The organism is Lewinella sp. LCG006 (genome assembly GCF_040784935.1).
Classification (GTDB): domain Bacteria; phylum Bacteroidota; class Bacteroidia; order Chitinophagales; family Saprospiraceae; genus Lewinella.
The window spans coordinates 6,847,098-6,861,512 of sequence record NZ_CP160680.1; the positions used below are offsets into that span (position 1 = coordinate 6,847,098).

At 47.6% G+C, this 14,415-nt stretch carries 11 protein-coding genes; 1 reads left to right on the forward strand and 10 read right to left on the reverse strand.

Annotated elements, in window-relative coordinates; genetic code table 11:
- The first annotated feature begins 22 nt into the window (after nucleotides 1-22).
- A complete protein-coding gene (locus tag AB0L18_RS25090) occupies nucleotides 23-1,060 on the forward strand; it encodes a hypothetical protein (protein WP_367390068.1) in 1,038 nt (345 codons plus the stop codon).
- 54 nt (nucleotides 1,061-1,114) lie between these two features.
- On the opposite strand, the gene AB0L18_RS25095 is transcribed toward AB0L18_RS25090, so the two are convergent.
- From AB0L18_RS25095 to AB0L18_RS25140, 10 genes are all read right to left on the reverse strand, one after another.
- Nucleotides 1,115-1,735 carry an aminotransferase class IV gene (locus tag AB0L18_RS25095; RefSeq protein ID WP_367390069.1) on the reverse strand — a complete coding sequence of 207 codons (621 nt, stop codon included), beginning with the start codon at nucleotides 1,733-1,735 and terminating at the stop codon, nucleotides 1,115-1,117.
- A 52-nt stretch (nucleotides 1,736-1,787) separates the two neighbouring features.
- The gene (locus AB0L18_RS25100; RefSeq protein WP_367390070.1) at nucleotides 1,788-2,798 is read right to left on the reverse strand and encodes an aminodeoxychorismate synthase component I; all 1,011 of its coding nucleotides are present in this window, start codon (nucleotides 2,796-2,798) and stop codon (nucleotides 1,788-1,790) included.
- Between the two features lie 60 nt (nucleotides 2,799-2,858).
- Nucleotides 2,859-3,320, reverse strand: coding sequence for a hypothetical protein (locus AB0L18_RS25105; protein WP_367390071.1), 462 nt, complete (start codon nucleotides 3,318-3,320; stop codon nucleotides 2,859-2,861).
- A gap of 90 nt (nucleotides 3,321-3,410) precedes the next feature.
- Nucleotides 3,411-3,968 (reverse strand): RsmD family RNA methyltransferase, encoded by a 558-nt coding sequence (locus AB0L18_RS25110; RefSeq protein WP_367390072.1) that lies wholly within the window; start codon nucleotides 3,966-3,968, stop codon nucleotides 3,411-3,413.
- Between the two features lie 9 nt (nucleotides 3,969-3,977).
- The gene (locus tag AB0L18_RS25115; protein ID WP_367390073.1) at nucleotides 3,978-4,802 is read right to left on the reverse strand and encodes a DUF3822 family protein; all 825 of its coding nucleotides are present in this window, start codon (nucleotides 4,800-4,802) and stop codon (nucleotides 3,978-3,980) included.
- Nucleotides 4,793-5,383, reverse strand: a complete 591-nt coding sequence (locus AB0L18_RS25120; protein ID WP_367390074.1) for a hypothetical protein — start codon at nucleotides 5,381-5,383, stop codon at nucleotides 4,793-4,795. The genes AB0L18_RS25115 and AB0L18_RS25120 overlap by 10 nt, the downstream gene beginning before the upstream one ends.
- A 294-nt stretch (nucleotides 5,384-5,677) precedes the next feature.
- Nucleotides 5,678-6,400: a DUF697 domain-containing protein gene (locus AB0L18_RS25125; RefSeq protein WP_367390075.1), complete on the reverse strand. Its 723-nt coding sequence runs from the start codon at nucleotides 6,398-6,400 to the stop codon at nucleotides 5,678-5,680.
- A gap of 276 nt (nucleotides 6,401-6,676) precedes the next feature.
- Nucleotides 6,677-12,736: an alpha-2-macroglobulin gene (locus AB0L18_RS25130; protein WP_367390076.1), complete on the reverse strand. Its 6,060-nt coding sequence runs from the start codon at nucleotides 12,734-12,736 to the stop codon at nucleotides 6,677-6,679.
- A gap of 57 nt (nucleotides 12,737-12,793) precedes the next feature.
- The gene (locus AB0L18_RS25135) at nucleotides 12,794-13,876 is read right to left on the reverse strand and encodes an NAD(P)/FAD-dependent oxidoreductase (protein ID WP_367390077.1); all 1,083 of its coding nucleotides are present in this window, start codon (nucleotides 13,874-13,876) and stop codon (nucleotides 12,794-12,796) included.
- Nucleotides 13,877-14,034: 158 nt separating this feature from the next.
- Nucleotides 14,035-14,403, reverse strand: coding sequence for an MmcQ/YjbR family DNA-binding protein (locus tag AB0L18_RS25140; RefSeq protein WP_367390078.1), 369 nt, complete (start codon nucleotides 14,401-14,403; stop codon nucleotides 14,035-14,037).
- Nucleotides 14,404-14,415 lie beyond the last annotated feature (12 nt).

A 14,415-nucleotide genomic window follows, 5' to 3' on the forward strand; every position in this document is an offset into this window, starting at 1 on the left:
GATTAATAAAACCAAAAGTGTTATGCCTAGAACTATATTTAAGCGTTTCATTTTCATCTTCGTTGGTACGATAAACACGCTCCTTATCACTCCAATCGTTGCACAAACACCAGATTCGGCTTTTTACGAATTATCCTTAGCGCCACATCCGTTAAAGTATACCTTTGACTCGCGAACAAGCCTGCTGAGTGGCACTTTCACCCAATACTACGAAAATGGCCAGATGAAAGCACAAGGCGAATTGGCCAATGGCTGGAGACTGGGTACCTGGAAAGTATGGAAAGAAAATGGAGAATTATTTCACCAGAGAACCTATACCCATCCCTGGAACTATGTTGTTGATTACCCCAAGGCACCTAAAAAAGGCCCCGCAGCACTCTTCAACACGCCCGCTCCTTTGAAACGCCAGGACGACCTTATCCCCTATCCTTGGGTCCATGAATCGGAAATATACTGGGAGAAACGACTTTGGTTTGATCTATCCTTAGCCGACAATCCTTTGTTATTTGCTGATGACCTTTTGTTTAAGGCTTTGGATGCGGCTATTTTGGAACAGTCAACAACCGTAGCTTATAGTGGAACGGACGACCGTTTCAGGGTTAAACTTGAGCAGGAGGAAGCATTACAAACGCTACGTGATCAAAAAACGAATATTGTCGGTTTCCGCCTGAAGACTGTATGGTTTTTCAGTAACTCAACCCAACTTTTAGATCGGCGCATCATTGGTCTGGCTCCATTGGTAAAAACCGAAGAGGATACTTCCCAGCCACTGATGTGGTTTTATTACCCCGAAATACGGCAAGCACTACAAAAAGTGCCTGTCCAATCCCCAAATCCGCTGTTCCCCATTAAGCACCTTGAAGACCTCTTCCATTATTGGGAATTCAATGGGCTGATCATCAAGGAATCAAATGTTCATGATCGCGCAATCAGGGATTACTTAAATGGAGAAGCAGCGCTAAAAGCTGAACATCAGCGTATTTTATTATCAATTTATGGGTTTGAACACAAAGCCTGGATTTTTTTCAATCAAGGGGAAAGTGTTTTCACGGAGCATTAGTGCTTTACCAAGTCAACATTGATACCTTTTTCACTAGAAGCTACTTTTACTGTCCTACTGTCCTGGCAAAAATATTTGGTCCACCTTAATCGGCCTACTCTCTGCCAAAGGTATCATGGCATTGATAATTCTTACCTCTTTGAAATATTTCAAATCAGGTACCCGGATGACGGTGGGGTGCAAACGGCCTTCTTTACACAACTTGGCTCTACGCGTTCCTTTGAGTAGTGGGTGTACGGGGGTCCACCATTTTTGACCATCGTACAAAGCCAAATTGCCATAGTAAGAGTCGGTAATGTAGTCGTGCCAACTCATAATGATATCATCACAGCCATCGCGGTAGGTAAAAGCTTCATCCAGGCGTTTACGATCCAGGTATTTATAGCGGTAATTGAAGGGCTCCAAATTGACGACGCGAAGCGTTTTTACCCTACGCTGTGCATAAGGTTCACAAGAAAAAGAGTGGATCACTTTATCGTAAACAATCCTTATTTTATGGCAACCTGTGTCGGGAAGCGATTGCTGGTCCAGAAAGGTTTTTAAATTCAACTGTTGTTTGATCCCAAAAAGCTGGCGACGCGAGTGATTCACCCGCTCCTGATGAAAAGGAAGGAGGTCTAAGGTACCATCTTGAAGGCATATCGACTCTAGTAATTGGACCAGCTGTTCCTCCAAAGTGTAAAAGGGATTGGGTGTAGTTTTAAATTACATCAAATATAAGTCAGGATTACGAGAAGGACAAATCTACTTTTGCCACCGTTCTCAAAGGGAGGTATACCTTTTCCTTTAATTCCTGGTACTCTTCCTCCCAGGTACTGTAAGCTGTAATTCCACCACCTGACCAATAACGCAATCCATCGCGGTGTTTTTCCACAAAACGAATCAACACACAGCTATCCAATTCGTAACCATCCCAAATAGCAGCGATACCGGTATAAAAGCCCCTTTGCTGTCCTTCGGCTGCTTGAATAATGTTGATTGTTTCCACTTTCGGAGCACCACTTATACTCCCGGCGGGAAGCAGTCGCAGCAATATATCACCGAGATGACAATGAAAATCGGGTTTCAGCGCACCACCAATCCGCGTACTGGTTTGCCATAGCCCACCTCTGGGTGTGGAGAGGCGTTCCAGATAGCGATAATCTTCCACCCGTACCTGGCTAGCCACCTGGCTCAAGTCATTACGGATCAAATCAACGATCGTAGCGTGTTCAGCACTTTCTTTGGGATCGGCCAGCAATTGTTCTCCACGTAGATAAGCGGGTAGCGTCCCCTTCATCGGGTAAGATAAAATACGGCCATCTTTGATTTGTACGAATATTTCTGGCGAGAAAACAGTGAAGTGATCTTTCCACCACAATTTGTAACGTGCTTGGGTATGGTGATAAATATCTTCCAGCGTCCAGTTGGTCGTAATATCGGTTGGAAAAGTAAGGTTAGTCAGAAAACTATCACCACGTTTGAGCCCTTCTTGTACCCGTTGAAAAGCATCTTGATAACGTTGTGCGCTGACATAACTAGGCGTCCACTCCAGTGGAGGGCTAGGTTCAGAAGAAGGAATTACATAATTAGCATGCTGATGAAATTGAAAGCGAAGGACAGAAGGATCAATGTCCGATAAGCGCAAGGCCTGCAGCTGCTGAAGTTCAAAGTCTGCCAACAGCAGGAAAGGTTCTCTCGTACGCCCCCACTCATTCAGTTGTGCACGTAAACCAGACCAGGGCACTTTGTTTTTCACCACTATTGTAAAAAATTAATGTTCTATTTTTAGACGATCAATATCGCCGCGGCGTCACTCCTATACCTTTGGTGGAATATATTTCAAGCTCAGCCAGCCTGGTATACAAATTCCATATTCGGAAGTACCTTGCCAGGGTCCTTCAAGGTACCAATCATCGCCTCTTTTCACTTGCCTCAACTGCATGGTTTTGAAACACCAGGACAAATCGCTTGGTTTACGACTGATGAGCAATTCTTCTTCTTTTAAGTACAAAACGGCTCCTCTTTGCTGCCCGGTAAAGGACAGTACACCGAGTACATTGGGTGCATAAACATAAGTTCGCCCAGCGTATCGATCGTTTTTAGCCGTCAAGTAGAGTTCAAAATCATATTCTTGACGATATCCTCCTTGCTCTTGGGTGAGTTTACCCAACCACTGCCCACTACGGGGAGCTTCATCCGACTGAATAGTTCGGGGAATGAACCCTATCAGACACAGCATAAACGAAACTACACAACGCTGCAACATACGTGTCAACATTAAGCCTATCAACAGTTATTCAGAACTATTGACAAGTTGATCAGATGGAATAACCTTCCTTCAATGAAGGCCAAAAATTGGGTGTGTAGTTTATTCTTCCTCCGTTACCGGAACGGTAAAAATACTAAAAATGGTGGTCCCGTAGTTACGGACTTGCAGCAAATTGGGATGCTTCTCAAAATTATGCTGTGGGTTGTGTTCTAAAACAAGCCAACCACCAGGCTTGAGCAATTGCTGCGCTAAGATGAGATCTGGAATTTCCGGAATATTGGGCAAAGGGTAAGGAGGACCCGCAAAAATATAATCGTAAGGAGCCTGCTGCTGTTGAATAAACCGGAAGACATCAGCACGGTTGATGTGCATGTAGCTTTCTATATCGAGCTCTTTGGCAGTGCGTTTCGCGAAAGCTACACAACCAGGAAATTTATCGACATAAGTGACATCACGGCAGCCTCTGGAAATGAATTCATAGCTATGGTTACCCGTTCCTCCAAAAAGGTCCAGCACCCTTATTTCACTAAAATCAAAAGTATTGTAAAGGATATTAAACAAGCCTTCTTTAGCGTAATCAGTGGTAGGCCGAGTAGGCCAATTTTTCGCTGGTGGGTTAAAGCGCCTCCCTTTAAATCTTCCTCCTATAATACGCATACAAAAAAATTAATGATATTGTTGAAGGCTTAGTAAGTCGTAAAAAAGATGAACAGCATGTTGCCTGGCTTGAGGCCCCATCATTGAAGTCTCTTTTGAATTCAGAAACGCTACATCGCGTACATAGCGATAAAACAAGTTGTAGACCTCTGTCGCCGGTAGTATTTCACCAAAAATTTTTAGTGGAACCTGAGCTGGCTTCCAAGCACATTGCTCGTAAGCGAGTAAAACATAGTAAAGATAATCTTTCGCGGCATGACAAGTAAAGGCATTACAAAAAAGTAGCCGATCGCGCTCAATACCAATGAGATACAAAAGTCCGTCTCTCACATAAGCATACATCTGGGCACGACCTTGCCGACGAGTATACTGAGCCAACTCGTGGAGGATGGGGGTAAGGCCATGATAAAAGCGGCATCCCACAAATACCCGACGCCATTCACTCAGTTTCTCCTTATCAAGCGCGTATAGCAGGTAAGCACCAAGCTCTGGCAGCGCATCGGCCAGAATAGTATCCGAGTCTTTCAAGTCGGTCAAATCCGTAAGGATTGTTTGGCGAGCATCACCATTGTAGAGCCTGGCCGGTACCAGTGTAAAACGGGGTCCCAACCACGCCAGGCGAATTTTCTTAAAACCTGCACTCAACCTTTCATCCGTTTGCCACCAAGTCTCTGACGGAGGATGACTAAAAGCCCTGATGGCCAAAGCCTTTTGCTCAGGGTCTGTAATTAAATAACTGGAACTGTCCATCCCGGTAAGGATGGACAGTTCAGATTGAGGCAGACTTTGCTCACGGAAAGTCTCCTCTGTAATATCATAGCGAATTACTCCCAATTACCAGAAAGATTTGGTTTATTCAGATCACCAAATTTGATGATTTTATTAGGGCTGTAATTCTGATCGTACTTAGCAAAACGTGCATCGGCATATTTACCCATAAACGTTTTATACGGAGTTCCCACTTCTACAACAGCTACCATGGTCGACTGATAGTCAATGGTATCAGCAGCAATTTGGAAGGTAGCCTGCTCCGTATCTTTAAATAAAGGCACATACTTAAGCGACTGTAGGTCGATTCCCAAGGTACGAATCGAGTCGATAGCATTGGTGTAGCTGGTATCATAAGTGATCTCTCCGGTAAAGTTAGGATCATCCGGATCACCAATGACCGCAATCCGCATAAAGCGTCCGTTGGTCAGCACATCTACCAGGGTGTCAAAGTTAGGAGCGAAATTACCGGTAATATCCCGGTACATTTCCTGAGCATCACGAATGAGCTCTAACTTCTCCACAACAATATCTTTGCGGCGCTGTTTCTCAGCGTCAAAAGCGATGGGTTCTTCGATACTCATATACAGCATGTACGCGAGTGCCGCTGCGATGACTAGAAGAATGACGTTTAATACCAATCTCATTTTCCGGTTTTGTTTTGATGCAATTATACGTTTTTTAAAGTCAATCTCGGGTAGCTTTCCCACATCCGCTTACTGACCAGCTGCTAAGATGTTAATATCTTGGCACATTACTGTAATTTTTAACGGATTTTTTCCGGGGAAGCCTTCAGCATCCCGTTTTGAAGCTGCTACTCCAAGACACAAGATGCAAGGAAAAATGGTTTTGGTGGATGACTAGACTCGAAAATGGATACACAGGCAGAACTATAAAAAAAGTAAGAGGACTGTTACATTACAATCCTCTTACTTTTTTCATTACATCCCCGCGATCAATTTGCGTTTCATTTCCGAAAATTCTTCCTCCGTGATAACGCCTTCGTCTCGCATTTGGGCCAGGCTTTTGAGTTTATCCATGATGGAGGTCTCCTCAGTGTTTTTCGCCGTCGCAGGTGGCGGATTAGTAACATTTGCTGCGGGTTCCGTCTGGGCCGTTGGTTGGGCTTCAGCAGTTTCCGTTTGTTCTGCTTCTGCTTGCCATTCTTTGGCTACCTTTTTGCCTTTCTCGAACTTTTCTTTGTAGACTTTTTTCAGTCGTTCCGTGTCAAAATCGAGGATGGTCCCACCGGAATCAAAATGCCGCTTGAAGACCTCGCCCAAAGCGTAAGTTGAAGCACCGTTGAATACCGAAACAGTGACTCCTCCAATGAGCGTCCCAATTCCTGGCACCAATTTGATCAGACTACGGGCACCCGCGCGGGCCAGTGTGCTACTCGTTAGGGAAGTAATGATGGCTTTGCCCTGCGTTTCCGCAAAATCAACATCATATACCCGACTCAATTGTCGGATCATATCCAACTGTAAAGCACTCACGGCAAAAACATCCGCAATGGGAATCGGGATGAGGAAGCTGGCTCCCATCGACCAAATAACATGATTGCGTACGACGGTGTCGGCGTGCTTGGCACGATCACTTTTTCCTGAACTCATAAATGATTCTTTTATCTTCTTGGTAGCAAATTGCTTGATTTGCTTTCGCATACATTCGGGTAATTAATTCTCAACAAAGATGCACCTTTCCCCATTGCGATGCCAGAATTCTCGACGATGGAGGGTATTTTAAAGATAAGTGCTCATGAAACGCAGTCATTCTTACTATGCTTTTTATGGGCCATGCCGGTAGTAGCGTTGCGGTGCAAACGCCACTGCGGCACCAGGCTATCCGCTGCTCCTTCATGCAGGGTATGAAACCCTGCCCTACGGAGCAGCTGTAGTCGGGGGTGAAACCCGACGCTATGGAGCAGCTACGGTCCTTTATTACTCCCCTACCTGCAATCGTGTGCCCTCGCTGTGGCTCACAAACTTTGGCGCATACATGCACTGAATCGTAGACAAACCGCCAGAAAAATCACCTTGGTGGAAAACAACAAGGTCGTATTCCAGCACGTATTCTCCGGCAGGGAGCCAGTGAAAGAAGAAATGTGTACCCAAGTCCGTGGTCTGTTGGTAATAGCCTAAGCCCCCCTGATAGCGATAGCTGCTCAACTGATCTAGGGGTTCCAGGCCACTGGCACGTAGATCCTTGAGGTGTACATACTCCAGTGCCCGGTCATTGCGCACCACCAGGCGGACAGTGATCCGATCGCCAGCTTGCGGGGCCTTGGTCAGAGCTTGTAGCACTTCTCCATCGCCATTGTTTACGCGCTGGTACAAGGTGCGTTCTATCCGCAAGGGGTTGTCGGCATCTCTGGTCACTGCGTCAATATTGGTAAAATACTGCCAGTACAAGGCACCCCATCCCGGTGCTTTCGAGCGGTTGCGCAGGCGAATGGTAGCCATCGCGGGTTGTACCTCTTCTTCCGTCCAGCGTACTTGGTAAGCCCCCGTACCCGCTTCGGCATTTTCTTGCGCAGCAGCCACCTTATCCTCGTAAGCCGATTTCGACCAATTGGGGAAACTTACTTCAAGTGGTGTGGTCTCGCCCAGCCAATTATCGCCTGTGCTGACCAGCCCGAAGACTGCTGCCGCAGTAGCTTTGGTGGTTTCCCAGCGGTTGGTTTCTTTGTTGCGTAGTAGCCATATTTTCAATTCAGAAAGGGTCTCTTCGTCGGCATTCATCGCCGCAAAGAGTTCCAACAGTCGGACGTGGGTTTCTACATTGTTTTGGTACCAATAGTAACCATTGGACTGTTTCCAGTAGCGTCCCATTTCTTCAGTATGCAAAGACCGCTCCTTTAAGGAAGCGAAGATCTTATTGGCCAACTCTTCCCGGCTGCTGTATTTTGCGGCCAGGGCGATCAGGGCCTGCTCGTACAAGCTGGCAGCTAGCCAATGCTCCGTCACCTGCGACCAGCAATATTCGTACATCTCCATTTGCGCTGGTAGCAGGTCAATGTCCAAATTCATACTGCGGGTATAGAGGTAGTGGATAACTTGCGGGCTCGCCGAATACACTTTATCCTTTTTCTGCGCTTCCTTCAATTCTGAGTACCATTTGTAGGCTTGCTGGTCACAGTAGCGCATGGCGTTTTCCAGGGCATTCCTCAACTCATAGTTCATCTCTTCGCCGGTAAGCTGCCGCAGATGAGAGAGCTGCTCCACCACGTACTGGGTCATGTACCACTGTTCCGGTCCACCGGGAAACCAACTAAAAGCACCATTGGGCGACTGCCGGTCTAGCAACTTGCGTTGGGCGACTGCCTGCTCATTGGCCAAGCGATCCAGATCAAAAAGCAGGGCGATGCGTTCTCTTTGCAGGCTTTCGCTTTTGGCTTCCATCACCCAGGGCGTTTCTTCCAGCAGGGCTGTTTTCAGTTCTTCGTTTTGGAAAAGCGGGCTTTTCAAGGCCTCCCCATCGTTGCGCCAAGCAGCAAAAACGTCACGAATTTTTGGGTAATCTTTGACCACCTTACTCGCCAGGCTGTTGGCAAACATACGATTGACGATCTGCTCCGTACAGTCATAAGGATATTCCTGCAAGTAAGGCAGCGCCTTGATCGCCTCCCAAGCAGGATTGCTGGTGATGTCCAACTGGAAAGCATACTGATCAGTGGAGGCATCAGCGTTCTGCAAGCGCTCTAAAGTGAAGGTTTTTGTTTGTTTGGGACGTACAAAAAGCGGCTGGGCCTCCGTAAGTAAAATCCGATTGGTCAATACAGGAAGCGCCGCTTCTTCACCATCAGAAAAATTGCCAGCACGGGCAATCACCCGATAGCCCAAAACACCCGCTGCTTTTTTCGGCACCGTCAACGACCAACTGACCGTTTCAGAAGCACCCGTAGCCAAATTGAAAGAGGTGTTTTTCGCCTTCAGTCCGTAAGCACTGGCAATTCCTTCATTTGTTTGCACATCAAACAACTCCAGAACAGCTTCCCCGCTGAGCACTTTATCAGAGAGGTTACTCACCTTGGCGGTAAAAGTCATTTGATCTCCTTCTCGTAAAAAACGCGGCGCATTGGGCAAGATCATCAATTCCTTTTGCGTCACCACCTCCTCGGTTGAGAGGCTGTAAGCCAAGTCTTTGCTATGACCAAAAAGCTGCAACTTCCAACGTGTCAGCGATTCCGGTGCCCGGAATTTGAGCACTACTCTCCCTTCGGCATCCGTAGCCAGCTGGGGAAAGAAGAAAGCCGTCTCGCCCAGGTTAGTCCTTATTTTGGTGGGTGCAGGCCCTTCAGGCAATGCGCTACCTGCGGAGGAAGTTATTGCTTCGTATGGGGCAGGAGGTGGTGGAGGTGGAGGTGATGGAGGGGTGTTTTCGGCACTTGATTTAGCCACAGCTGCATCGCTTTCCTCTGCTTCACTAAAAGCCATTGAGCTGCGCATTCTTACCCCCATGGGAGCACCGTCCATCATCAGCATAAAGGAAGGCGAACCGTAGCCCGTATTGGTCCAAAGCCTTGGGTAAATCAGGTTCATTTCTTTTTCAACAGGAATAGGTGTGCTATTGAAATTGCTGTAATCCTGTAATTGCTGAAAACCTAATGTCTGCCAGTTGCGCAGCACCATCCCGGTAGGATAAGCCGGAAATTGCCAGGAGAAAGGCGCAATCTGATCCAGGCTGGCGTCGTACATACTCGCCAAGACCTCCGTAGCTATTCTTTCCTTATCTGGCCCATCAATTCGGAGGATAAATTCTTCCTCCGCATCGGGGTAGATCTTGGAGCGAAAAGTCTCAAAAGTAATATCCAAATCTTTGTTGCTCCAAGGCACCGACCAGTAGGCAGAGGTCTGATAGAAACGGCTATTAGCAACGTAAAAACCACTCCAACTAAGTCCCCCACGGTCTGCTTCTGTCAGTTGGTATTCAATACGCTCACCACCAGAAAGCCAACGTTCCCAATAGGCATCGGAACGGTTTTGTAAAACTGAAAACACCTTGATATCGCCAGCCTGTTGCCCCAACTGTAAAGCAACCGCTGCGCCGGGCTCGAAATCTCCCTCCGATGGTCGGGTATACAGCCACTCCCCTACGGCAAACTCGCCTTTAGACCAGTCGTGTACCTGAAAATCCTGGCTCGTTTGTAAGGTATCGCCCTGTGGTGTCACCGTTAGTAAGGTCACCCGGTAATGCCCGACTGACCAATCCTTAGCACTGATGGTCAAACTATCACGGCCCGCCAAGGTGAGCGCGGTACTAAATACTTCAGCACCTTCCGGCCAGTATGCTTTTTCTTCTTTCTTTTCGTAAGTAAACTGGGGAAAATACTTGCGGAAAGTTTTCTCCTTCAGCAATGGTAAATCGGGTCGGCCCCAATAGCGATCAACGAAAGTACGTGCAGGACTGTCCAGCTTTTTGACGTTGACCATCACCTCTTTTTTTAGCGGAAAGCCGTCAAGGTTTTGGCAACTTAAATCAAAAACAAGCCCTTCTTGCTTATCGAAAGAGGACGCGAGATTGAGGTTCAACTGGAAAGGGTATTCCGTGAGGCTGATGTCTTTGTTGGCCATCCTGGTTTCACCAGTACCATCCACAACCTCCACATTTACCTTAAAATAGTAGAGCGGAAAACGGTTCTTCTCTACCGCTTCATCGGGATCGGCAAAGAAGTCAAAGGCAAATTTCCCTTCGGCATCGGTGGTGGTAGTTCCCGTAGCGAGCGTTTGTGGTTGGTGGTACGAAGGAAAATACCTGCCATAGCCCCGGTACCAAGGGAATACCACTTCTCGTACGACGGTGTAGCTGACCTTGGCGTCGGCAATAGCTGGCCCGGCATAGGCGGTAGCCACCCCTTCTACCTCGACGGTATCTCGCAGGCGGGGTTCTGCTTTGAGGTCTGCTATGTCAACTTCAAAGCGGGGGCGTTTGTATTCCTCTACCCGCAGTAATTTTGCGGAGCCATTTCCCAAACTTGATTTCAGGTACATACTGCCTAGTAATCCACCGGCTGGCAAGGTAAATTGCCCGCTTGCGGAACCGAATTCGTTGGTCTTGAGGGCGATCGTTGCCACTTCCTGGCTATTCCCATCCAAGAGACTGACCGAAAACTTTGCATTCGGCACAATGGCTGGCACTTCTTTGTCCTGCTGTAAAGCGAGCGCTTTAAAATAAACGATCTGCCCTGGCCGATACAAACCGCGATCCGTAAAAAACACAGTGTAGGGTGGCGGTTTTTGCTGCCGGTCGTAGCTGTTGCTGTACAACCAAAAATATTCACTAGGAAACAGGCGATCCGTTTCCGTAATAATTTCCAGTGCTACCCGATCACGAGAAATACCTTTGATGGTTACTTGTCCATCCCGATCCGATTGGTAGACAGCATGCTGTACCATAGGCTCCTCGTTGCGGTTGCGGCGGTTATTGACCCAGACCTTTACCGTAGCATTTGGCACAGGTTGGCCCGTGCGGCGATTGACCACAATGACCTTGTAATTGTCCTCCCGATCGGAATGCTGAACGACTGCCAATTCCGACACCCAGAAGTAAATCATAGAGGTAGCCCCTTCGTCAAAGGAAAAATCAGCCTTGGTGGCAATGGCCAGGCAATACACCCCGGGTTGGAGACCTTGCAAGGCCGTTTCTACGGTATGTACACGAAAATCACCCGGTTGCGGCAGTTGTTCCGACCATTCCAAGCTAGCTTTTTTACTCAGGATCGCCTGGAGTTTCTGGCGGGTTTTGTTTTGATCATGGTATTCCTCCGATGTAATAGGGATGGCTTTCAGGAAAACCTGCTCCACATTATTGTAGCTTAGCTGCACCAGGCCCGGCGTTTGAGGCATTTGCACCGCCTCGATAGTGGTTTGTAATTCCGGCCTTAATATTCGATTAAGTAAGTTGGTCGCATCACTGGCCGCCTGTTCTTTCGGGAAGCGCGCTCGGATATCGCGTGCGATAGCTACTGCTTTTTGGTATTCCCAACGCAGCGCTTCAAGTTCGGGCTGATCCGGTTGGTAGGTTTGCCCCTGCTGCTCATGAAAATTCATCATAGCTTTTAGCACCATGGCCTCCTGGGGCGTTTGCTGGTGCTGTTTTTGCAGACTGTTCAAACTTTTGCGATAAGCATCGTGACGATCTTCTGTATCTAGCTGGCGGTAGATCAGTTCAAGGCGCGTCAAATCCAGGTCGAGATGTGCTTTGCTATTTGGCCGAATACGTAAAGACCAACTGAGCGCCTCTTGCAAGATGTCCAAAGTGCGGTGAAAGCTGGTTGCCTTTTCGCTGCTGGGCAATTCGTACGTAACAAAATCTTTTACAGGTCCTAATAAAGCCACATTATCGAGAAGTGGTTCGTAAGCGGGTTCCCCCAGAAAAGCATCATTGTTCCTAAAATATTGCAGCGCCCGATCCAGCAGTAAATCGTAGATACTGGGACGTAAATCGTCGGCATTTTCGCCGGGAACGACCAAGGGGCCATAGGCAGCGAGGTCTTTGTCGCGTAATTCCGTTGCGGTGAGAGAGGATAGATATAATTCAGTGATTCGATTCACGAAATTCTGGGAACTCCAGGTGGTTTCGTCGTCGGTGGGTGTGGCGTCTGACAGTTCCGTTCGCTGATCAATTTGCCAGCGGTGGTTTTGCCAATAGTTGAGGTATTTCTCGGCCAGGTAAGACTGATAAATAGCTTTTGCTGGCTGATCGGCATAGGCGGTTAGTTCTTCCAGGATTTGCAGGGCGTTCCATTCTCCCTGTTCTTGCCGTGCTTCTAATACCAGTTCATACAATAGCACCTTGATTTCATGTGCTTGCCGCAATGGATTGTCATCTTTCATTCCTGCCAGTTCTCCCTTTAATTCGAGGAGTGCTACGCCTGCCGATTCTGGTAACCCTTGTTGGTAAAGGGAATCGATGTTTTTCCATTCCCTGGTAAAGGGTTCGTTAGAGAGGATATCCTGAGCCATGAGTGAGGTGATTGTCAATAATAGCAGTATAGACATTGCAATGCAACGTCTGTACGGAGATGATGATAGGTGGTGAGGCAACATGGTGGTTTTTTATTTGAAACGCTGAATATCTACAGCAAAGTCTAGTTCCTGATTGAAAGTTAAGTAATCCGCAAAATGTTTGGCCCAGTAGGGCCCCAAGGACGCCCCTTTTGTCCCCAGTCCATTAAAAATCCCCAGCTGCGGATACTGTGGGTGCAACCCTAAAAAAGGACGACGATCCTTGACGGTTGGGCGAATAGCTGCTCGGTGATCGACCAAATCGTACGGCGTAGTAAGCACTTCTTCCAGACGAGCTTGCAAATAGGCCTTTCCAGCTGGTGTAGGTGCTTCGCTGGTAAACTGATTTTCAGAGGTCGAACCAACCCAGTACAAATCATCCATAAAAGGGACGATAAAAATACGGTGTTTGAACATCTGTTCCAACTGAGCATCAGGTAGCCGAATCAGGAGTATTTCTCCTTTGTTGCCGCCGTATGGCAAGTGACCAAACCAGGGATTGAAACGAGCGCGCCAACCCTCGCAAAAGAGGATGCGGTCGGCGGTTAGCTCACCATATTGAACATCCTTTTCCCGGATCACCAACTGCTCGGGCACAAAAGCTTCCTCAAGGAAGCAGCCTTCGCTTTTACGTTTTGCCTTCAAAGCGTCTACCAAAACACCGATGGTCACTTGCGCCGTGTGGGTCACTTCGAGGTAAGAAAATGCAGGCTCCGTCAGTTCGGGGATATTACCTAAACGGGGCGGCTCGTGATAGTAATCCTGGTAGGCATCCTCCAGCACACGGGCTTGCCAATTGTTTTCTTCGCCACGATTGAAGAGCGTCCTGACCAGCGGGCGTTCGTGGTAAAAATGAATATCAAGCTCTTGTTCCAACTGGCGGTACAACTGCTGTGCAAAGGGCACCAGATCATCTATGCGCCATGATTTCACAAAACGACGGCCCGTAATGGGATTGATGATGCCCGCTGCTACCTGGGTTGCGGCCTGCTGGTCGGGGGCATCAAGGTAGATGCACGCTTCGCCAGCTTGTTCCAGGAAGTAGCCCAATAATGCACCGGCGATACCATGGCCGATGATGAGGTTTTTTTTGGTTGATGGTTGTTGGTTGATGGTTGATGGTTTGTGTCTCAAGGTGTGAAAGTGTAAGGGTTGGGATTTTGCCTAGTGGCAAATATACCTTTATACTTTTCAAAGTCGGAAGTATTTGATGCTACTTGAGGGATGCAACCTTTACACCTTTACACTCACCCAACTTTTACACCTTAATGCACCTACCCAACTTTTACACCCTAACCCTCGTTGCGTAATTCTTCCAGTTCCAGCTTCAGCTTTTTGGGCAGGCCTTTGACGACGAGGTCGTAGCTGTGGTCGATCAATTCAAGCAGGAGTTTTTCGGGGACATCGCCTTCTACCAGGATGGTATTCCAGTGGATTTTACTCATGTGATAACCGGGCTGAATATCAGGATATTGCTCGCGTAATTCTACGCCCCAATCCGGGTCACATTTCAGGTTGATTTCAAATACATCTTTGTCTAGTCCGCAGAGAGCGAACATTTTTCCCATTACTTTAAAAACCAGCGTTGATTCATTGAAAGGGAAGGTTTCTTCAACGCCTGGTTTGGCCATGCAATACGAGTGAAAGGTTTCCAGCGTCATGGTGATTGGTGG

What these genes read in the sequence shown, in the direction of transcription:
- AB0L18_RS25090 (WP_367390068.1), top strand. Translation starts at nt 23, where the DNA reads ATGCCTAGAACTATATTTAAGCGTTTCATTTTCATCTTCGTTGGTACG.
- AB0L18_RS25105 (WP_367390071.1), bottom strand. Translation starts at nt 3,320, where the DNA reads ATGTTGACACGTATGTTGCAGCGTTGTGTAGTTTCGTTTATGCTGTGT.
- AB0L18_RS25110 (WP_367390072.1), bottom strand. Translation starts at nt 3,968, where the DNA reads ATGCGTATTATAGGAGGAAGATTTAAAGGGAGGCGCTTTAACCCACCA.
- AB0L18_RS25120 (WP_367390074.1), bottom strand. Translation starts at nt 5,383, where the DNA reads ATGAGATTGGTATTAAACGTCATTCTTCTAGTCATCGCAGCGGCACTC.
- AB0L18_RS25125 (WP_367390075.1), bottom strand. Translation starts at nt 6,400, where the DNA reads ATGCGAAAGCAAATCAAGCAATTTGCTACCAAGAAGATAAAAGAATCA.
- AB0L18_RS25130 (WP_367390076.1), bottom strand. Translation starts at nt 12,736, where the DNA reads ATGTCTATACTGCTATTATTGACAATCACCTCACTCATGGCTCAGGAT.
- AB0L18_RS25140 (WP_367390078.1), bottom strand. Translation starts at nt 14,403, where the DNA reads ATGACGCTGGAAACCTTTCACTCGTATTGCATGGCCAAACCAGGCGTT.